The organism is Bradyrhizobium sp. AZCC 1577 (assembly GCF_036924575.1).
GTDB lineage: Bacteria > Pseudomonadota > Alphaproteobacteria > Rhizobiales > Xanthobacteraceae > Bradyrhizobium.
Map to the genome: position 1 here is coordinate 3,576,311 of NZ_JAZHRQ010000001.1, position 17,638 is coordinate 3,593,948.

The 17,638-nt window shown below is 62.7% G+C and carries 24 protein-coding genes; 9 read left to right on the forward strand and 15 right to left on the reverse strand.

Translation table 11 applies throughout. The annotated features are described in order from the left end of the window. Positions 1-96 precede the first annotated feature (96 nt). Together V1278_RS16570 and V1278_RS16575 are read right to left on the reverse strand one after the other, a co-directional pair. Entirely contained in the window at positions 97-573 is a 477-nt protein-coding gene (locus V1278_RS16570) for a hypothetical protein (protein ID WP_334363697.1), read from the reverse strand. A 79-nt stretch (positions 574-652) separates the two neighbouring features. Beyond that, positions 653-1,183, reverse strand: a complete 531-nt coding sequence (locus V1278_RS16575) for a hypothetical protein (RefSeq protein WP_334381554.1) — start codon at positions 1,181-1,183, stop codon at positions 653-655. A gap of 215 nt (positions 1,184-1,398) precedes the next feature. On the opposite strand from V1278_RS16575, the gene V1278_RS16580 reads away from it, so the two are divergent. Both V1278_RS16580 and V1278_RS16585 read left to right on the forward strand, forming a co-directional pair. Further along, entirely contained in the window at positions 1,399-3,051 is a 1,653-nt protein-coding gene (locus tag V1278_RS16580) for a fumarate hydratase (RefSeq protein WP_334381555.1), read from the forward strand. After that, positions 3,048-3,722 (forward strand): DUF429 domain-containing protein, encoded by a 675-nt coding sequence (locus V1278_RS16585; RefSeq protein WP_334381556.1) that lies wholly within the window; start codon positions 3,048-3,050, stop codon positions 3,720-3,722. The genes V1278_RS16580 and V1278_RS16585 overlap by 4 nt, the downstream gene beginning before the upstream one ends. A gap of 12 nt (positions 3,723-3,734) precedes the next feature. On the opposite strand, the gene V1278_RS16590 is transcribed toward V1278_RS16585, so the two are convergent. From V1278_RS16590 to V1278_RS16605, 4 genes are all read right to left on the reverse strand, one after another. Next, positions 3,735-4,031: a hypothetical protein gene (locus V1278_RS16590; protein ID WP_334363692.1), complete on the reverse strand. Its 297-nt coding sequence runs from the start codon at positions 4,029-4,031 to the stop codon at positions 3,735-3,737. A gap of 126 nt (positions 4,032-4,157) precedes the next feature. After that, positions 4,158-4,715: an inner membrane-spanning protein YciB gene (locus V1278_RS16595; RefSeq protein ID WP_334381557.1), complete on the reverse strand. Its 558-nt coding sequence runs from the start codon at positions 4,713-4,715 to the stop codon at positions 4,158-4,160. 43 nt (positions 4,716-4,758) lie between these two features. Then, complete coding sequence (locus tag V1278_RS16600) at positions 4,759-5,337, reverse strand: hypothetical protein (protein ID WP_334381558.1); 579 nt, start codon at positions 5,335-5,337, stop codon at positions 4,759-4,761. A 286-nt stretch (positions 5,338-5,623) separates the two neighbouring features. Continuing rightward, positions 5,624-7,030, reverse strand: coding sequence for a carotenoid oxygenase family protein (locus V1278_RS16605; RefSeq protein ID WP_334381560.1), 1,407 nt, complete (start codon positions 7,028-7,030; stop codon positions 5,624-5,626). A 113-nt stretch (positions 7,031-7,143) separates the two neighbouring features. Here V1278_RS16605 and V1278_RS16610 point away from each other — a divergent pair, with 113 nt between their 5' ends. Further along, a complete protein-coding gene (locus V1278_RS16610) occupies positions 7,144-7,878 on the forward strand; it encodes a TetR/AcrR family transcriptional regulator (protein ID WP_334381561.1) in 735 nt (244 codons plus the stop codon). Between the two features lie 72 nt (positions 7,879-7,950). Here V1278_RS16610 and V1278_RS16615 read toward each other — a convergent pair whose 3' ends face one another. Further along, positions 7,951-8,298, reverse strand: a complete 348-nt coding sequence (locus tag V1278_RS16615) for a hypothetical protein (protein ID WP_334363684.1) — start codon at positions 8,296-8,298, stop codon at positions 7,951-7,953. Between the two features lie 108 nt (positions 8,299-8,406). Beyond that, complete coding sequence (locus V1278_RS16620) at positions 8,407-9,009, reverse strand: hypothetical protein (RefSeq protein WP_442893647.1); 603 nt, start codon at positions 9,007-9,009, stop codon at positions 8,407-8,409. Positions 9,010-9,165: 156 nt separating this feature from the next. On the opposite strand from V1278_RS16620, the gene V1278_RS16625 reads away from it, so the two are divergent. Next, a complete protein-coding gene (locus V1278_RS16625; RefSeq protein WP_334381562.1) occupies positions 9,166-9,873 on the forward strand; it encodes an SET domain-containing protein in 708 nt (235 codons plus the stop codon). Positions 9,874-10,120: 247 nt separating this feature from the next. On the opposite strand, the gene V1278_RS16630 is transcribed toward V1278_RS16625, so the two are convergent. The 3 genes from V1278_RS16630 to V1278_RS16640 all read right to left on the reverse strand — a co-directional run bounded on the left by V1278_RS16630 (position 10,121) and on the right by V1278_RS16640 (position 11,383). Then, positions 10,121-10,546: a class I SAM-dependent methyltransferase gene (locus V1278_RS16630; RefSeq protein ID WP_334381563.1), complete on the reverse strand. Its 426-nt coding sequence runs from the start codon at positions 10,544-10,546 to the stop codon at positions 10,121-10,123. Positions 10,547-10,635: 89 nt separating this feature from the next. Continuing rightward, on the reverse strand, positions 10,636-10,926 hold the full coding sequence (locus V1278_RS16635) for a DUF6522 family protein (protein WP_334381564.1): 291 nt from the start codon (positions 10,924-10,926) through the stop codon (positions 10,636-10,638). A gap of 28 nt (positions 10,927-10,954) precedes the next feature. Continuing rightward, positions 10,955-11,383 (reverse strand): RrF2 family transcriptional regulator, encoded by a 429-nt coding sequence (locus V1278_RS16640; protein WP_334363678.1) that lies wholly within the window; start codon positions 11,381-11,383, stop codon positions 10,955-10,957. A gap of 84 nt (positions 11,384-11,467) precedes the next feature. Here V1278_RS16640 and V1278_RS16645 point away from each other — a divergent pair, with 84 nt between their 5' ends. Beyond that, positions 11,468-11,938: a group III truncated hemoglobin gene (locus tag V1278_RS16645; protein WP_334381565.1), complete on the forward strand. Its 471-nt coding sequence runs from the start codon at positions 11,468-11,470 to the stop codon at positions 11,936-11,938. Next, the gene (locus tag V1278_RS16650; RefSeq protein ID WP_334363676.1) at positions 11,938-12,072 is read left to right on the forward strand and encodes a hypothetical protein; all 135 of its coding nucleotides are present in this window, start codon (positions 11,938-11,940) and stop codon (positions 12,070-12,072) included. The genes V1278_RS16645 and V1278_RS16650 overlap by 1 nt, the downstream gene beginning before the upstream one ends. A 124-nt stretch (positions 12,073-12,196) precedes the next feature. Here V1278_RS16650 and V1278_RS16655 read toward each other — a convergent pair whose 3' ends face one another. Both V1278_RS16655 and V1278_RS16660 read right to left on the reverse strand, forming a co-directional pair. After that, a complete protein-coding gene (locus V1278_RS16655; RefSeq protein ID WP_334381567.1) occupies positions 12,197-12,595 on the reverse strand; it encodes a hypothetical protein in 399 nt (132 codons plus the stop codon). A gap of 38 nt (positions 12,596-12,633) precedes the next feature. Continuing rightward, complete coding sequence (locus V1278_RS16660; RefSeq protein WP_334381568.1) at positions 12,634-12,855, reverse strand: hypothetical protein; 222 nt, start codon at positions 12,853-12,855, stop codon at positions 12,634-12,636. Positions 12,856-12,955: 100 nt separating this feature from the next. Between V1278_RS16660 and V1278_RS16665 the strand changes: the two genes are divergently transcribed. From V1278_RS16665 to V1278_RS16675, 3 genes are all read left to right on the forward strand, one after another. After that, positions 12,956-13,777, forward strand: coding sequence for a helix-turn-helix domain-containing protein (locus V1278_RS16665; protein WP_334381569.1), 822 nt, complete (start codon positions 12,956-12,958; stop codon positions 13,775-13,777). Between the two features lie 257 nt (positions 13,778-14,034). Then, a complete protein-coding gene (locus V1278_RS16670) occupies positions 14,035-14,700 on the forward strand; it encodes a DsbA family oxidoreductase (protein ID WP_334381570.1) in 666 nt (221 codons plus the stop codon). A gap of 154 nt (positions 14,701-14,854) precedes the next feature. Next, entirely contained in the window at positions 14,855-15,493 is a 639-nt protein-coding gene (locus tag V1278_RS16675) for an NIPSNAP family protein (RefSeq protein WP_334363669.1), read from the forward strand. A gap of 6 nt (positions 15,494-15,499) precedes the next feature. On the opposite strand, the gene V1278_RS16680 is transcribed toward V1278_RS16675, so the two are convergent. Both V1278_RS16680 and V1278_RS16685 read right to left on the reverse strand, forming a co-directional pair. Further along, positions 15,500-16,444: a cupin-like domain-containing protein gene (locus V1278_RS16680; protein WP_334381571.1), complete on the reverse strand. Its 945-nt coding sequence runs from the start codon at positions 16,442-16,444 to the stop codon at positions 15,500-15,502. Next, positions 16,445-17,635: a GNAT family N-acetyltransferase gene (locus V1278_RS16685; RefSeq protein WP_442893646.1), complete on the reverse strand. Its 1,191-nt coding sequence runs from the start codon at positions 17,633-17,635 to the stop codon at positions 16,445-16,447. It abuts the gene before it with no gap. Positions 17,636-17,638: the final 3 nt, after the last annotated feature.

Genomic DNA, 17,638 nt, shown 5'->3' on the forward strand with positions numbered 1-17,638 from the left:
CCCGGCAATCCCGCGCCAATGCCGTCAATCCCGTTCAATGGTGAACAGACGCCTCGCGGAATCGTTAGAATGCGACGGATCGGGAGTGGCTTGGGCCTATTCGTCCTTGCCGCGGGTCACCACGATCGAGGCTTCGGTCTTGGTGCGCGTGCATTCCATGTTGAGCCGGCGGAAGCGCATGGAAACCTTGTCGCCGCGCAGAATGCCCATGCGCTTGATACAGCGCGAGGAGCCGGTCGCAACGTCGGGTTTCGGAATCGTGAAAATGATGGCGCCGGCCGAGGCGACCAGTTCGAAGAATTGTGGCTTCGGCTTCCGGTCCGTCTTGGCATAGAGCTCGTTGGAGTAATTGCGGCCGCGGCAGCCGAGCGACAGCTCTTTCGCCGCCGGATGCGTCAGATAGATCATGTTGCCGGTATTGACGCTGATCTTGAGGCCGTCGATCTGGTTCTTCAATTCCTTGGCGATATCGTCGCAGCGGTCGGCGTGTGCCGGCGATGCAGCGGCCGTGGCGACCAGCGCCAGCGTGGCGGCAAGCAAGGTCGATCGGCGAAATTGTGGTCCCAAAGCCATTATGAATGCCCCCATGCACCATTGAAGCCCGGATTTCCTGCAAGGAGCGCGGGCGGAAGTCAATCCGATCTTGCGAGTGTCAGAACCCGTAGAGGAAAATGCCGATGCCGAAGGCGATCACCGAGGCCACGCCGTACAGCGTTGGAATGCTGACCAGCATAGTGGCCAGTCCCAGCCGCTCGCCGCGTGCGGCAAGCGTGATAGCGCAGGCGGCCATCAGCGGAAACGCGATGATCCGGACCGGCGTCTCGAAGGCGGAGACGCCACGGAAATCCAAGCCGTGCCGCACCACCGAGGGCATGAAATTCAGCCAGGTCATGAGCACGAGCGCGCCAAGCGCCATGACCGCGTAACGCAGCCGGCCGACGGCGGCAAACGCCAGCGCCGCCAGCGCCAGCAGGGGATGCGCTGCGACATAGGCCTTGATGATCGCGCCGCCGACGCCAGGGCCCGGAATTTCCGACATGTCGCCGAATAGCACCGGCGCGTGCGAGAGCCCTTCGAAAGCTTCGATCGCGGCAATGATGATCAGAAACAGATACAGCCCAAGCAGCCGCGGGGGACGGATCGGAACGGAAGCTGCGTCGGGCACTGTGGTGGCGGAGTTCATTACCATCGCAATCGGTTGGGGAGTATCGAAAGTCTCGGGTTTGTCTGGAGATGGCTGGGAACGGTTCAATCGCCGATTGGCGGCCGAAAATTGCCCGGCTTCGGCCTTGTCTGCCGGGCCAGCAAAACCTTCCTTTTGCTCGAAAAATGCTTAGAACGGGTCTACCGCCGCGGCGCCGTTCTGGCTGCCACCGGCTCCAACCCCGAGATACCAGCATGAACGCCCCGACCGCATTTCCCGACCAGAAACCCGTTCCGCCCTACAAGCATACGCCGCTGTTTCCGCTGGGGCCCGACACCACGCCCTATAAGAAGATCACGACCGAGGGCGTGCGGGTCGAGAAGGTGCTTGGCAAGGACATGCTGGTGGTGTCGCGCGAGGCGTTGCGGGCGCTGTCGGAGGCTGCCTTCGGCGACATCAATCACTATCTGCGGCCGGGGCACCTGAAGCAGCTCCGCTCGATCCTGGAAGACAAGGAGGCCAGCGACAACGACAAGTTCGTCGCCTTCGATTTCCTGAAGAACGCCAACATCGCCGCCGGCGGCGTGCTGCCGATGTGCCAGGATACCGGCACCGCGATCATCATGGGCAAGAAGGGCTGCAACGTCATCACCGATGGCGACGATGAGGCGGCGCTGTCGGAAGGTGCGCGTGACGCTTACTTGCGCCGCAACCTGCGCTATTCGCAGGTTGCACCCTTGTCGATGTATGAGGAAAAGAACACCGCCAACAACATGCCGGCGCAGTGCGAGATCTACGCCGAGGGGGATGACGCCTACAAGTTCATGTTCATGGCCAAGGGCGGCGGTTCCGCCAACAAGAGCTTTCTGTTTCAGGCGACGCCTTCCGTTCTGACCAAGGATCGTCTGCTGGCGTTTCTGAAGGAGAAGGTGCTCACGCTCGGCACTGCGGCGTGCCCGCCGTATCACCTCGCCATCGTCATCGGCGGCACCTCTGCCGAGCTTTGCATGAAGACAGTGAAGCTCGCGTCCGCGCGCTATCTCGATGCGCTGCCTACCCACGGCTCGGCCGACGGCAACGCGTTCCGCGATCTGGAGATGGAGCAGGAAATTCTGAAGATGACGCAGTCACTCGGCGTCGGCGCGCAGTTCGGCGGCAAGTATTTCTGCCACGACGTGCGCGTGATCCGGATGCCGCGCCACGGCGCCTCGCTCCCGATCGGGCTCGGCGTCTCCTGTTCGGCCGACCGCCAGGTGCTCGGCAAGATTACGAAAGACGGCGTCTATCTCGAAGAGCTCGAGCACAACCCGGCGCAGTATCTGCCCGCGGTCGAGCAGTCGCTCGGCGGCGAGGTCGTCAAGATCGACCTCAACCAGCCGATGAAGGAGATTTTGGCGACGCTGTCGAAATATCCGATCAAGACGCGGGTCTCGATGACCGGCACCATGATCGTCGCGCGCGATTCCGCGCACGCCAAATTGCGTGAGCGGCTGGAGAAGGGTGAGCCGCTGCCGGATTACTTCAAGAACCATCCGGTGTATTACGCCGGTCCCGCCAAGACGCCCGATGGTTACGCGTCCGGCGCGTTCGGCCCGACCACGGCGGGGCGGATGGATTCCTTCGTCGACCAGTTCCAGGCGGCGGGCGGCTCGATGGTGATGGTCGCCAAGGGCAACCGCGCGGTCGCGGTGCGCGAGGCCTGCAAGAAGCACGGCGGCTTCTATCTCGGTTCGATCGGCGGAGCTGCGGCAAATCTCGCCGAGCACTGCATCAAGAAGGTCGAGGTGGTGGAATATCCCGAACTCGGCATGGAAGCGATCTGGCGTATCGAAGTGGTGGATTTCCCGGCGTTCATCATCATCGACGACAAGGGCAACGACTTCTTTAGGGAATTGAACCTGGGGTGAGGGCGCTCGGCCTCGACGGTTTCAGCAAGGGCTGGGTCGCCGTGCTCCTTGACGGCGATCTTCGTGAGATCAGGTTCTGCCGCGACATTGCCGGTGCGCTGTCCGCTCCATTCGACCGGGTAGCGATCGACATCCCAATCGGTATGGGCGACGACGGCCGACGGGGCTGCGATTTGTTGGCGCGCGAGAAATTGCGACCGCATACTTGCCGTGTCTTTAACGGAGCGCGGCGGTGGCTGTGGGAAGAATTCGATCACCCAGACAGGGCGAATGACGAGGCGCTGCGGCGTGGACAGAAGCGCGTGTCTCGCCAACTCTGGCATCTCGGCTCCAAGATCATGCAGGTCGATGCCTTTGCCCGCGCAAATCCTTCTCTCGATATTCGTGAAACCCATCCCGAACTTGTGTTTCAGCGACTGAACGGCGGTGAACCGCTGCAGTCAAAGAAATCCGAAGCCGGAATCCTGTGGCGCCAAAAGCTATTGAGGCGGGAAGGCTTCGAAGATATCGAACGGTGGCTTACGCGCACCCGCATAGGCACTGGAGCAAGGGCAGATGATGTCTTGGACGCCTGTGCTGCAGCTCTCGCCGCGCATGACCCTTCGGGCAGCGTTCCCGAGGGATCGCCGCCCGTTGATGCGCACGGCTTATCCATGCAGATTTGGTTCTGACGCGCCGCGGGCTCAGGCCCGCGACCCCGTGAACGGAAAGCTGCCCATCGGGCCGATGCCCATTTCGCCGGACATGGTGTCGCCGGAAACCTTGCCGGTGAAGGCAAGCGTGAGCGGCATCGGATTGGTGATGGAGATCTTCCAGGCGACGTCGTCGCCATTGACGGTGCCGTCAAAGATTTCGCCGGAATTGCCGTCCGCTCCTTGCGTGCCCGTCAGCGCGCCGCCCGCGCTTTGCAGCGACAGCGTTGCCTTGCGCTCGCCCATCGGCGTGCTCATGGTGATATTCCAGTTTCCGTCCACGGCCATCTTTGTCTCCCCGACATTTCCACAGCAAGCCGGAATGGCCTGCGAGATCCGCTAAACTCGTGCGCGGTATAGCCTATCTCGCCACACAAGCCCAATCGTCTCAAGCACCTTTTTGACGCGTGTTTTTCAGGCTTGCTGGGCGGCGGCGCGAAGCCGGCTGCCGACCAAAATACGAAACGCGACGTATTGAATTGCGAAGGCGGCAATCTTGGCGCCGACCAGCACAACGGTCACGTAGAACGTCCACAGCTTCATGTCGCCGGTCATCGCGATACCGATGGTGCCGGCGGCGAGTGCGAAGCACAGTGGGGCCCAAGCGTAGCCCGCGAAAGTGACGTATTCGGGGATGGTCTGGGTCACGATCGAGGGCATGTAGCGCAACATCCAGCCGCGCTTGAGCATGATGACGCCGATCGCGAAATGCCCGATTGCGGGTTTCGCCAACACGAAGCGCGGGTCGTGGGTCAGAAGCGTCGCGCTGCCGAGCACGATGACGAGCCCAAGGCTGGCCCATGTCATGTAACCGAGCTCCTTGCCCTCGATGCGGGAGTAGATCACCTGTGCAATTGCGCCAGCGATCGCGATGGCAGTCGCCAGCAGCACGTTGTCAGTCGTCAGGTAGATCGCGATGAATAGGATGGTGGAGAAAAAGTCGGCGCCCAGTCTGGCGAATACGTCCTTCATCGGTTTGCTCTCTGCTGATCGTGTTTCGGTTGGAAGCGTATCTTTAGTTGGCGCCGGGTAGGGCGTTCGCCGGCGGGACACCATGCTTCGCCCTGCGATATTGTGGATACCATGTCGTGAAATAGGCGGCACTGTTGCGGGCGGCGAATGCGATGGCGAGTCCGATCCAGAGTGGGAAGCCCGGCACATAGATCGTCAGCACGTTGCCGACGATCATCAGGACGAATGCGCCGGTCCAGGCCCAGGTGATGATATAGATCGCCTTCATGAAGCCGGGCAGCTTGGTCGTCTCGTTATCGACGGCTTCCAGCGCGTATTGCAGCACGAACGGCTTGCGGATGATCAGCGATGCCAGCGAGATAGCCAGCACGCCGACATCGGTTGCCAGCTTGACGGCCGAGTTGCTCAGGTTCGGATCGATCAGCGTGACCCAAGCGCCTATCCCGGCGAAAACGACGACGCAACCCGCGCCGAGCATCTTGATCGAACGGCCGCGAGCGACGTCGATGGCAACGACAGCAAGGCAGATCGCGGCCGAAGCGAACAGGCTGACCTGGGCCGACGTCACCAGCATCAGCAGGGCGAAGGAGCCGAAGGGGGCAAGGATCAGGAAGATTGTCATGGCAGCCTCTCGGGCTAATCTTTACAGCGTAAAGATACACTAGGAGCCGGTCCGGGACTCGTCAAGCGAAATCTTTACACTGTCTAAATTCGACGACGCGACGATCTGTGATTGTCTTTGCAACGGTTTGCGGGCGCTTCAGGCGCCCAATATCGCGACCGAGAGAAACATGAGGGCACAGGCGAGCAGCAAAACGAGCGTGATCCTGATGCCGCCGACTCGGCCGACGCTTGCAACGTAGGGTGCGACAACGTCGCGCCCCGGCATCGCGGAGGCTATAGCGCGCTTAGGCCGTGCCAACCCAATTGCCGTGGATGCCCTCGGGGACACGATGTCCGAGCTTCACCAGTGCCACCGGTCCGGCGTCGACATCGGTGGCATTGAATACCGCGAGGTCGCTGCGGTTTTCGCGGGCTCGCCAGACCACCGACATCAGCCAGCCGTCACCCTCGCTGGCGTCATCGCCGCGTGGAACGAACACCGCTTCCGAGATCGTATCGCCGGCGGGCAGCAGGTACTGGCCAAGCCGCGATCCATTGCCGTCGACATGTACCAGGCCCGACAATCCGCCTGAAGTCGGCAGGTCGGGATTGGCGCAGGCGTACCATCCATGCCGGTTGGCTGAACCGACGCTTCGATCGCAGACGCGGGGGAATTCGCCGGTAATGTCGTCGAGCCAGGTTTGCGTGAAGCGATCGGTATTGCCTGCGAGATCGAAGGTCCAGCGGCACAGCCGGGCGCGCGACTTGGCGGGATTGGTGGGCGTGCCGTCGGGATGGGTGAACAGCGGCGGCTCCTCGTACTGCATGACGTCGGCAATGATGCGGTCGCCGTCCTCCCACGCGTTCATGACGTGGAAGACGTAGCAGCACTCGGCGCGAAACCAGACGATGTCCTTGGCGGAGCCGTTGCGCTTCATGACGCCGACATAGGCGCCCTTGTCCGGCTCCCAAGCATAGGGCGGCCGGCCCGTCATGGCGCGCTCGATGCTGCCGGTGAGCGGCAGGATCGGAAACAGCAGATGATTTTTGGTGACGATGAAGTCGTGCACCATGCTCGCATAGGGGGCCTCGAAGCGATCGAAGCGCGTTACTACGCCGGCGGCATTGACGGAGCCGAAGGAGAGGGCGGGGGTGAGGGGGCCTGCGGCGTTGTAGCCGAAGAACACCATCTCGCCGGTGACGGGATCGATCTTGGGATGCGCCGCGAACGGTCCAGAGATGCCTTTGCCATAATCGCAATAGCCGAGCCGGTTGAGGGTGCCAGGCTCGATCTCGGTCGGCAAATGGCCTTCCTCAAGGGCTAGCAGGCGGCCGCCATGAAAGATGATGTTGGTATTGGCGACGCCGCCGTCTTGCGTAACCGAAGCAGGCGTACCCGGCAGCTTGCGGCCGAAGCCGCCAAACAGCGCACGGCCGGCGTCGTGCTCGGCCAGCCATTTCGGGGTGCGGACCCAGCGATTGCGATAGCTGGCGCGGCCGTTCTCCAGATGGAAGGCGTGGAGCATGCCGTCGCCGACGAACCAGTGGGCGCCGGGCGCGTCGAATTGCGGGTTGGGGCCGTTGCGATAAAACGTGCCGTTAAGCTCGCGCGGTAGTTCGCCGGTCACCTTGAGGTGTGGCGCGTCGCATTCCATCGGGATCGGCGCCAGATTGTCCCGCGTCGCATTGGTCGTCGCCAATTGGTCGAGCATCACACGTTCCCTCCGGTTACATCTTTACATCGTAAAGATATCAGTAGGCGCGTTGCCAATGGGTCGTCAAGCAAAATCTTTACAGTGTAAAAATTGTGGTTATAAAGATTCGCATGGCAAGATTATCGAGAGCAACCAAAACGAACCGCCCGGCCGCGAAGCGCAGGCCCGCGAAGACTGTAGCCGAAAGGCCGGCCAGCCGGCGTCGTCGTCCGGCCGGCGAGACGCCTTATCATCACGGCGATCTGCACGACGCCTTGCTCGCCGCAGCGGAGCGGGTGCTGGAACGCGACGGGCTGTCGGGCCTGACGCTGCGGGCGGTTGCGCGCGAGGCCGGCGTGTCGCATGCGGCACCGACCCATCATTTCGGCGATCTCACCGGACTCCTGAGCGAGCTTGCCGCCATCGGATTCCGGCGCTTCAACGCGGCGATGATCGCGGCGGACAACACCGAAACGCTCCCGCTCATGAAGTCGCTGGCGCGCGCCAAGGCTTATGTCGCCTATGCACAGGCGCGCCCCGGCATGTACGGGCTGATGTTCCGTACCGAGCGGCTCGACATGACACGGCCCTCGCTGCACGAGGCGGCGACCGCCTCCTTCGAAGGACTGGCCACCGCGGTGAGCCTCAGCCGCAACGAAAAACTCACCGGCGAAGCGCTGGAAGCTTTGTCGCTCGACCAGGCCGCCGCGATTGCCCGCGCGTGGTCGCTGGTGCACGGCTTCACCACGCTGCTGCTTGATGGAAGGCTCAAGGACATCCTGCACCGGCTGCCCGAGGGGACCGGCGTCGACCAGCTTCTGGATGCAATGCTGCGTTCGACAGTGCCACGACCGCCGGGGGCGTAAGACGGCAGCCGCTCTGCGGGAGTTCGCAGGCGGGATGAAGCTGCGCGATGACGGTTGCGGCTGGCGTCCCGCTCAGCAGCCCCTGCAAATCTTGGTTTGCCGCGCGAGCCTTGCGTCGGCTTCCGCGTCTTCGTTGGGCTGCCGCGTCCAGTCTTCGTATGCCGCTTTGACGCCCGATCCGGCTGACCTGTCCCTGGAAGACGCTTCGTTCAGCGGGCCCAGAATGATCTCGCGGTTGCGCGCCGTCCTCCGCTTTGGCTTGGCCACCCCGGCTTGTTCGCCATCTGCGGTCGGCGGTTCACCCAACCCGTCCCAGGCAATCGGCGCGCCCGCGGTCTGCGTCGAGCAGCCAGTTCCGGAGGCGCAGCAGCCGGAGAGGGCGATGCCGGCGATGAGGAGTGCCAAGAGTTTTATGTGCATCGCTGCCCCGGGTAATGCGGTGAAATAATAAGGTTTGACAAGGTTCAAGCACTCAAGCCCGAAGCTTTGACGTTAATGCGGCAAGAAAGCGCCGGACTGCGTTTACCATCACCGCTTTGCCAATTCCACCGCGCGGCCGCGCTCGCCAATCACCTTCACTTCGTCCTTGCCGCACTTGAAATCACGCGCAAATTCGTCCGCGGCCTGGCGCGCGAGCTCGTTGGCATTGCGGTTGGCCTGGCCGTCGATATGGGCGACGTGGCAGACCGGCCCGGGCGGCAGCCGCGTTACCGCGAGCATCGGTTTCGTGATCGGGTTGCCGGTCTTGTCCAGGTCGTTGTTATCTGCGATCAGCCAGCGCTGAATGATCGCGAACGGCCTGCCGTCGACCGCCCGCCATTCGACGGTGTGGCCGGTCGAATTGAAGGGGCCGAACCAGGCCTCCGCGGCCGGCTCCTTGGCGGCGGCCTCGCGGTTTCGTCCCACCGAGACGGTTTCGCGCAGATCGCCCTCGCTGATCAGTACCACCAGCCCCCATTTGCCGGGGCAGACCTGCGTCGTGCTGCCGTCGGACTCGGGCTTGCCGACCGTGTGGCAGTCCTTTGGAGCGGTCGATGTATAGCTGCTGCTGAAAGTTTGGGCGTTCGCCGGTGACATCAGACCGGACAACAGAGCTGCGGCCAATGCGATCAATTGTGGGGAACGTTTCATCCTGCCACTCATTTGCTCTGGAACCTCGAAGATCAGACATGCGCAATCTGGGGAAGGTTCACGGAAACGCCGCGAAATACCTGACATTCGGTTGGAATCGTCCTAGAAGGGCGGCTTCAATTCCTCGTTTTTCGAGCGCGCAGTTATCCAATCGTCATGCCCTCCATTCCTTCGAACAAACCCTATCGCGTCGGCCGCTCTCGCACCGGACTTGGCCTTTTCGCCACCAAGCCGATCAAGAAGGGCACCAAGATTATCCGCTATTTCGGGCCGCTTCTTGATTCGAAGAAGAAAGAAGAGGACGCGATCGAGAACAAATATTTGTTCGAACTGAACGACCGCTGGACCATCGACGGCTCGGTGCGCAAGAACATCGCCCGCTATATCAACCATTCCTGCCGGCCGAACGCCGAATCCGATGTCAAACCCCGTAAACGCAAGGTGTTCATCCGCGCCATCAAGAACATCGAGCCGGGCGAAGAGATCAACTACGATTACGGTACCGATTATTTCAAAGCCTATCTGAAACCGATCGGCTGCAAATGCGCAGCCTGCGAGAAGAAACGCAAGAAGAAGCGTGCCGAAGCGCGGGCGGAGAAGGCGCGGCTGAAGGCGAAGGCCGAGCGGAAGGCGCTGAAGCAGGCGGAAAAGCTGGCCAAGGCCGACGCGAAGCTGAAGGCCAAATTAAAGGCAGGGGCCGCGCGCACGCCGAAGAAGGCGCTCAAGCTGAACGGCCATTCGGCCAATGGCACGTCACTGAATGGGACATCACTGAACGGCAGCAGCCGTGTCAGAGCGTCCGGCAAGAAATTGGCTGCCAGGAGACAGCCGGTTTCCGCGCCGGCGCCGGCCCTCCAGGCATAGGGCCGCTTCGCCCTGATTGAATCGGAGCAAGGCACTCGCCCTTTGTTTCGACGCGCTTCTTTAGGAGGGCCGGGGCTCACTTAGCTAGCGCGAAAATGACCCTGAAGCGTCTGCCTTCACGAAGGCCAAGTTTGTCCAAGTGATGCCGGCGGCGCGACTTCTCTTCTGGTGGGATTCAGAAGCCACATTCAAGACACAGCGCAAGCCGTGCGCCTGCGCGAGCGCGATAGTCTCTTGGGCGGGGATTTCAAACATCCGCCGCGCGGGCGGCACGGGCCCATGCCGGATCGTCATAGTGATAGTGCCGCCTGACCCCGATCAGCGAGGCCAGATTCGGCATCGCATATTGACGCTGGGTTTGGTCGAGATGCATCCACACCGCAGTCAGCATCACGAGATCAAATGTCTCGCCGCGTGCCCGCAGGCGGACCAGATCGGGCAGGCTGTCGTCGAGCCATTCGATCAGCGGAGAGGGATGCAGCGCCATGGCGGGGATGCGCAGGGCGTCGGTAGGCTCGACGGCGATAACACGATGCCCGAAGCTTGCGAACCAGGCCGCGTCCCGTCCAGTTCCTGAACCGATATCGAGCACGCGGGCCGGGGCTTTGGGTATCAGATGCAGGACATGGCGGTGATTTTCAGCTGCCCCGATGCTTTCGTAGCGCTGGAACAACTGTTCCGCTTCGCTGGCATATCCTTCCGTGCCGCTGACTTGCGCTGATGTCATCTGTTTCCTGCACAGCTTTCTGAGCGTGCGGCGGTTTATCCGCCGGGCTTGCGCACCGATTTCGGCAACGACGAATCGCCGAAGTCGACCGCCGACCGTTGAACGATAGTGCCTGTTTCGTCGACCACGACGCGAAACCGCCGATGCGCGGACAGGAAGGTCAGCCGATGCCGGCCGAAGTCGGCATCGACGCCGCGCTCGGCAAAGCTCGTGATCCTGCCCGCCCGCATCTCCTTCTGAAGGAACGACAGCGCAAGGCCGAGGCCTTCGGCGACGATCGCGGCATCGATCTGCACGACGCCATTTTCGAACTCGATCGGTTTCATGTTCAAGTCCTGAGCTTCGGTGCGGGCCTCACGCGGTCACCGGACTGCGTCTGGCCGGCGCGGGGTAGGCGCATTCCGCCAGCGTCGTGGCGTCGAGCTCGCGCATGAAGGCCTCGCGCGCGGCGGCGAGCCTAGCCTTTAGCCGGCAGCGCGGCTTCAGCACGCAACTGCCGCCATCCTCACGAAAACATTCGACCAGCGGCGGCCCTTCCAGCGCGCGCACCACCTCGCCGATGGTGATCGAGTGGGCCGGGCGGGCCAGCATGAAGCCGCCGCCGACACCGCGCTGGGTCGAAATGAAGCCGCTATCGGCGAGGTCGCGCACCACCTTGGCCAGATGGTTGCGGGAAATGCCGAACTCGGCCGCGATTTCATTGGTGGCGAAGGAGCGGCCGGGTTCGCCCGCCAACCGCATCAGGGCGCGCAACGCAAAATCCGTGAACGACGTCAGGCGCATGGGGCCCCTCTCAAAAGATCTGCTTGCAAATCAACTATAGCCGTCTAATTAGGTATTTGAAATACCTATTTAAGGGCAGGCGAAATGGAAGCAATCGTGGCAGGGCCGGAGCGGCGCGAACGGCTCACGGGCGAAATCATGGAGCGGACGGGCATCGACGAGGCGATGATCGAGCGCCTGGTGCGCGGCTTCTACGCCAAGGTCCGCGACGACGCGGTGCTGGGGCAGATCTTCGAGGCGCGCATCAAGGATTGGGAGCCGCATCTGAAGCAGATGTGCGCATTCTGGTCGTCCGTCGCGCTGATGACCGGCCGCTATCACGGCACGCCAATGGCCAAACACCTCCCGCTGCCGGTCGATGCCGCGCATTTCGATCGCTGGCTCGCGCTGTTCGAGGCCACCGCGCGCGAGGTCTGCCCACCGGAGGCGGAAGCGCATTTCGTGGAACGGGCGCGGCGGATTGCGGCGAGCCTCGAGCTTGGTATCGCCGGCGCCAACGGCGTCATGCTCGCAAACGGCGAAAGATTTCGACGCAATCAGGCAGGAGCAGTGTGATGGCTTATCGTGCACATATCGTGACGAACAAGGAGCAGGCCGATCCGTATTCGGGCAGCAGCCTGCTGCCGATGCTGGTCATCGGGCTGGTGCTGACTTTTGCCGGAATGATTGCGGCGGTGGTATTGAGCTGACGCGCTCACGCGCGTCATTCCGGGGCGATGCGAAGCATCGAACTCTGGTGCGCAATTGCGTACCAGAGAATCTCAAGATTCCGGGTCTGGTGCTTACGCACCATCCCGGAATGACGGCTACGGCCTAACCCGCCACCGTCTCACCACTCTTCCGCAGCCCGATATACTGCAGCTCGGCAAACACGCCGGTTGCAATCGCCTGCGCCACGATGAAGACCTGACCGAGCAGGTTCGGCGACACCGTGCCCGAGAACAGCAGCGCGATGCTGCCAAGCGTCCACGCGGCGTTGCCGATGATCACGAACAACACCAGCGCCTTCATCACCGTTGACCTCGTCGCCAGCCAGCCGACCAGCGCCGTATAGGCGATCAGGAACAGGCCGGTTTCGCGCAGCAGGGCTTCCGGCAAATTGAGGAACGGCGCGAGCGTGCCGGCGCCGAGCGTTAGCGCCACGGCGGCGACGCCGCTGAAGATCGCGTCGGCGAGCAGGGCGCGGCTCAGGAAGGTGGACGGATGGATCATGACGTTCTCCTTTGCTTGGGAATGACTGGGGGGCAGAATCAGCGCTGCAGCAGCGACCGGAGCTGACGCATCAGCCGCACCGGGCAGAGCGCCTTGCCGACCCTGTTCTCGATCGTCTGCACCTGCACGAACACGAACACACCGGTCTCCTGCACCAGGGGCTCGGGCATGTTCAGGGAGCGTGCCACGAGCCAGGTGACCAGATTGCAAACCCAGGGGATCATGGCGGCGACGAAGCGGAACAGCGAAAGCATCAGCATGGGTCATCTCCTGTGCCGCCAAGATGACCCGACCTGCGACCCGTTTCGATTACCTCGGACGTAATGGAATGGATGAAATTCGCATGGTAGGTTTTCCACCATGAACGCACATGCTGCCACGGCGCGAGCCGAACGAACCCAACCCCTACACATTGGCGATCACTTGCGCGAATGGCGCCAGCGCCGCCATCTGAGCCAGCTCGATCTGGCGAGCGATGCCGAAATATCCGCGCGTCACCTCAGTTTTGTCGAAACCGGCCGCGCCGCGCCATCGCGGGAAATGGTGCTCAAGCTTGCCGAGCGATTGGAGGTCCCCTTGCGTGAACGCAACGTGCTCCTGGTCGCGGCGGGTTTTGCCCCGGCCTTTCCGAAACGCTCGCTGGATGATCCGGCGCTGAAGTCAGCCCGGCAGGCGATCGATCTGGTGCTGAAGGCGCATGAGCCCAATCCGGCGCTGGCCTATGACCGGCACTGGAATCTGGTGACGGCCAATCGCATGGTGGCGCCGTTGCTCGAAGGTTTGCCGCCGCATTTGCTCGGGCAGCCCATCAACATTATGCGGCTCGCCTTTCATCCCGAAGGGCTCGCGCCGCGCACGGTCAACCTTGCCGAATGGAGCGCGCATCTCCTTGAGCGGCTGCACCGGCAATGCGAGGCGACGGCCGATCCCGAACTGCTCAAACTGTATCAGGAGCTGAAGGCCTATCGGATGCCGGCGCGCTCGGGGCCGATCTCGGCCGACAATGTCGCTATCCCGTTCAAGCTGCGCCACAATGGCGACGTGCTGAGTTTCATCTCCACTACCATGGTGTTCGGCACGCCCGTCGACATCACGTTGCAGGAGCTGGCGCTGGAAACGTTCTTTCCCGCTGATGATCTGACGGCCGATCGGATGCGGCAGATAGCGGCCGGTCTGACGTAACTTGTAGGATGGGTGGAGCGGAGCGATACCCATCAATGTCATGAACGGCGTTGATGGGTTTCGCTCTGCTCTACCCATCCTACATTGTGCGGTCGCCGGGGAGTCGCCGACTAGCGACAGGGCCGTGGTCGCGCTGCCCTGCAGCATATCGGTGACCACGGCCCGCCGGTGAAGTGATACGAGACATGCAGGCCGCGCCCTTGTCTCCTTGTCCGATCGGACTACCTTCCGGGACATCATTCAGCGAGGACGTTCCGATGAGCACCCTAAAACCCCTCAAGATCGACATCGTCTCCGACGTGGTCTGCCCCTGGTGCTACATCGGTAAACGCCGGATCGAGAACGCCTTGGCGCTGGTGCCGGATGTTCCCGTCGAAGTGCGCTGGCGGCCGTTCTTCCTCAATTCCTGGGTGCCGCGCGAGGGCATCAGCCGCGACGAATATCTCACCGCAAAATTCGGTTCGGTCGAGGCCTATAAGGGCATCGCTGGTCGTGTCGTGGCCGCTGCGGGCGAGGAGGGGCTGACCTACCGCCCTGAACTCGTGAAGCGCCAGCCCAACACCATCGATTGCCACCGGCTGATCCACTGGGCGGAAGCGCACGGCAAGGCAGCCGAAATGAAGCAGCGGCTGATGGAATTGTACTTTCGCGATGGCGGCGATCTCACCGATGTCAACGTGCTGGTGCAGGCCGCGGCCGATGTCGGCCTCGACGCCGACGATGTGCGCAAGCGGCTTGCCACCGATGAGGACGTCGCGCTGATCTCCGGCCAGGCGCAGGAAGCGTCTGACAAAGGCATTTCGGGCGTTCCCACCTTCGTCTTCGCGCAGAAATATGCAGTGTCCGGCGCCCAGCCGGCCGAGCAACTCGCCCGGGCGATCCGGCAAGTTTCCGGCGAAATTAACGCGCAGGCCGCGGAGTAGCCTTGCGTGTCCCGGACGCGGTGCGGCGCACAGCGCTGCGCCGCAGAGCCGGGACCCAGGTTGCAGGGAAGTCCCCGGAGCAGCAGACCGCTTCGCGCTGCGCAGCATCCGGGGAACGCGGCGATGAAACTAGAATAGGCTTGGGGAGGCAATCATGATCTACGAACTGCGCACCTACACCTTAAGACCCGGCACGCTCGGCGACATGATCAAGGCCGCGAGTACGATATCGCGCGACATCCGCAAGGACGATTACGGCAAGCTCGAAGGCTACTGGTCGACCGAGATCGGCCCGCTCAATCAGGTTCTGCACATGTGGAGCTACAATAGTTTTGACGAGCGCGCCCGGTTGCGCGCCGAGCTTGCGAAAAACCCGCGCTGGACCGGCGAGTACGTTCCGCTGATCCGTCCGTTGTTGGTCCGCCAGGACGTTCGCGTGATGAACGCGGTGAGGCCTCCGGTGGCCCCGGCATCGACGGGCAATGTCTACGAACTGCGCAACTACCGCGCCAAGCCGGCGGGCGGCCTCAAGCAATGGCTCGATGCGTTCACTGCCGTGCTGCCGGAGCGCGAAAAATATTCAAAGATCGTCGGCCTCTGGATCACCGAAGCGGGTCAGCCGAACGAAGCCTGCCACATCTGGGCCTATCCCAGCCTGAACGCCCGCGCCGAAGCGCGCGGGAACGCGATGAAGGATCCGGCCTGGCAGGAATTTCTCGGGAAGGGTCCCGGATTTCTCGACGAGATGCACTCGACCATCATGCTGCCGGCGCCGCATTCGCCGCTGCAGTGAGGCTGGTTACACCCCCTTCAAATAATAGTTAGCGCGTTTCCCGAGCGCGATCCGCCGCAGCACGCGGCGCATCGCCATCGAGGCGCGCAGCGGCTTTATCGCGGTCGTCACGGTGCGATAGAACGCCAGCTTGAGCGCGTCGAGCAGCGGCTGTTTGCCCGGCGGCTGCTGCGGCAGGCCGATGCTGCGCAGCATCGAATTGAAGAAGTGCAGATCGTTCATCCGCCGCACCTCGCGCGTCTTCCAGGTGATCGCCATCGAGATCGAGAACGAGCCTGCGGTGCGCACCCAGTGCGGCCATTGATACGGCACATAGCAGCCTTCGCCCGCGAACAGGTGGAATTCCTTGCCCAACGGCGCAAGGCTCTCGTCGTATTTCAGGTTGCGATGCTTGGTCATCGAGCGCTCGATCTCGTCGTCAGAGACGATCGAACAGTCGGTGTTGTCGAAGATCGTGAAGAATTTTTCGCCGTGGATGTGCACGAAGAAATTGTCTTCGCTGTCGAGATGAAAGGGCGTGGTCGAATTCGGCGAGGACACGAACAGGAAACCTTCGACCTGCTCGAAGCCGGCGTCAGCCAAGCTGTTGAAGCCGCGGGCACGGGCGACGGACAGCAGCGTATCCTCCAGCAACGCGCGATATTCCAGCGAATTCTCGATGCGCTTGAGCACCATCCAGGCGCCGGCGGTCTCGATGCTCTTCACGACTTCGACGGGGTCGAGGTCGACGGAGGGAATCGCATCCGGATCCTGGCTGATCGCGACCTTGCCGGAATTATATTCGATCAGGTCGCGTGGCAGCTCGGAAGCCAATTGCGCGATGCGTGGCAGCGTCAGCAGCGGATGGCCGGCGAGCTTGTGGCGGATCGCGAACGGCTTTAGCGGAAAGTCGCGGCGGAGCGCGTCATGGTCGGCCGTAATGACGGGCGCTATGGCGGTGAGCGTATTCATTTAGGATTTCTCCCGGCTCTTTCTGACGAAATGGACGAGACGCCGCGCCGGCTCGCGGATTGCCGACCGCAAGGGGAGCGCGGCGCGAATCAGCGCCACTACCGGATCGTTCCGCCGCAGCGGAATCAACACGTCGCCAATCGCAAGGCGTCCGCGCCAGATCGGGTTGATCATGGGATGGTCGGGATTTGCGGTGGAATCCACCATGGCAATGGCTGGATCGGCGCAAAGATGCTGCGTCAGCTCCAGCGTCAGTTGCACGCCCGGCGAAAACTTCGCAAAGCGCTCGTCGACGCCGAGCTTGAAGTAGAAGGCGCGATCCTGATGGCGCAGCACGATCGCTGCCGCCACCGGTGTCTCGCCGGCCCGCAAGGTCACGATCTCGCATTGGCCGGTCTCTGCCAGCGCCGAAGTGGCGCGGCGGACGAACGCGGCATCGCCCTCGTGCTGGCCGAGGGCCGTGCCACGCTGCCCCTTCCAGCCGCTGGCCTCCAGCACCAGGAAGGTTTCGACGGCGGCAGCGATCTCGCCGGGCGTCCGCGCCACGTCGAAATGGACGGCGCCGTGCTCGGCGAGGCGATTGCGCTGGCGGCGAAGTTCTTTCAGTTTCTTTGCGCCGAGCGCCTCGCGAAGCACCGTATCGGCGTCGGCCGTGGCATCGAGGCACGCGCGGACATGCGACTGCAGCACCAGCGGCTGCATGCCGCCGCGATGCAGCACATTGGTGAAGGCCTTCATGGCTGCGCCATCGAGCGGGGTGGCACGGAAAATCAGCGCATGCGCACCGGCACGCCTGGCCCGGCGCAGGATGCTTGTGACGGCTTCCTCCGCCATCTCACGATCGAGCAGCGGCGTGCAAAGCGTGCCATAGGGATCGGCGCTGACCAGAGCGGGCAGCGGGATCTTGTAGGCGCGCCACATCGAGATCACGGGCACAAGGCCGATCAAGGTGGATGCATCGCGCCACGCGCCGAGCACGGCGGCATTCGAGCGGCCCCGCGCCGAAGTATTCACCGCCAATTCCCATTCGGGCAAGTAATAGCCGTTCGGCTCGGCGGTGCGTTCGGTGAGCGCGCGCCATTGGGGCGCGCAGATGCCGGCAAGCGGCGTCAGCGCCTCGCCGATGGCTGGCGCATTCGCGTCCTTGCTCGATGCACGGCGCACCGTCGATGTATCGGTAATATCGGCCACTTC

What these genes read in the sequence shown, in the direction of transcription:
- V1278_RS16570 (WP_334363697.1), bottom strand. Translation starts at nt 573, where the DNA reads ATGGCTTTGGGACCACAATTTCGCCGATCGACCTTGCTTGCCGCCACG.
- V1278_RS16575 (WP_334381554.1), bottom strand. Translation starts at nt 1,183, where the DNA reads ATGAACTCCGCCACCACAGTGCCCGACGCAGCTTCCGTTCCGATCCGT.
- V1278_RS16580 (WP_334381555.1), top strand. Translation starts at nt 1,399, where the DNA reads ATGAACGCCCCGACCGCATTTCCCGACCAGAAACCCGTTCCGCCCTAC.
- V1278_RS16590 (WP_334363692.1), bottom strand. Translation starts at nt 4,031, where the DNA reads ATGGCCGTGGACGGAAACTGGAATATCACCATGAGCACGCCGATGGGC.
- V1278_RS16595 (WP_334381557.1), bottom strand. Translation starts at nt 4,715, where the DNA reads ATGAAGGACGTATTCGCCAGACTGGGCGCCGACTTTTTCTCCACCATC.
- V1278_RS16600 (WP_334381558.1), bottom strand. Translation starts at nt 5,337, where the DNA reads ATGACAATCTTCCTGATCCTTGCCCCCTTCGGCTCCTTCGCCCTGCTG.
- V1278_RS16605 (WP_334381560.1), bottom strand. Translation starts at nt 7,030, where the DNA reads ATGCTCGACCAATTGGCGACGACCAATGCGACGCGGGACAATCTGGCG.
- V1278_RS16610 (WP_334381561.1), top strand. Translation starts at nt 7,144, where the DNA reads ATGGCAAGATTATCGAGAGCAACCAAAACGAACCGCCCGGCCGCGAAG.
- V1278_RS16615 (WP_334363684.1), bottom strand. Translation starts at nt 8,298, where the DNA reads ATGCACATAAAACTCTTGGCACTCCTCATCGCCGGCATCGCCCTCTCC.
- V1278_RS16620 (WP_442893647.1), bottom strand. Translation starts at nt 9,009, where the DNA reads ATGAAACGTTCCCCACAATTGATCGCATTGGCCGCAGCTCTGTTGTCC.
- V1278_RS16625 (WP_334381562.1), top strand. Translation starts at nt 9,166, where the DNA reads ATGCCCTCCATTCCTTCGAACAAACCCTATCGCGTCGGCCGCTCTCGC.
- V1278_RS16635 (WP_334381564.1), bottom strand. Translation starts at nt 10,926, where the DNA reads ATGAAACCGATCGAGTTCGAAAATGGCGTCGTGCAGATCGATGCCGCG.
- V1278_RS16640 (WP_334363678.1), bottom strand. Translation starts at nt 11,383, where the DNA reads ATGCGCCTGACGTCGTTCACGGATTTTGCGTTGCGCGCCCTGATGCGG.
- V1278_RS16645 (WP_334381565.1), top strand. Translation starts at nt 11,468, where the DNA reads ATGGAAGCAATCGTGGCAGGGCCGGAGCGGCGCGAACGGCTCACGGGC.
- V1278_RS16650 (WP_334363676.1), top strand. Translation starts at nt 11,938, where the DNA reads ATGGCTTATCGTGCACATATCGTGACGAACAAGGAGCAGGCCGATCCG.
- V1278_RS16655 (WP_334381567.1), bottom strand. Translation starts at nt 12,595, where the DNA reads ATGATCCATCCGTCCACCTTCCTGAGCCGCGCCCTGCTCGCCGACGCG.
- V1278_RS16660 (WP_334381568.1), bottom strand. Translation starts at nt 12,855, where the DNA reads ATGCTGATGCTTTCGCTGTTCCGCTTCGTCGCCGCCATGATCCCCTGG.
- V1278_RS16665 (WP_334381569.1), top strand. Translation starts at nt 12,956, where the DNA reads ATGAACGCACATGCTGCCACGGCGCGAGCCGAACGAACCCAACCCCTA.
- V1278_RS16670 (WP_334381570.1), top strand. Translation starts at nt 14,035, where the DNA reads ATGAGCACCCTAAAACCCCTCAAGATCGACATCGTCTCCGACGTGGTC.
- V1278_RS16675 (WP_334363669.1), top strand. Translation starts at nt 14,855, where the DNA reads ATGATCTACGAACTGCGCACCTACACCTTAAGACCCGGCACGCTCGGC.
- V1278_RS16680 (WP_334381571.1), bottom strand. Translation starts at nt 16,444, where the DNA reads ATGAATACGCTCACCGCCATAGCGCCCGTCATTACGGCCGACCATGAC.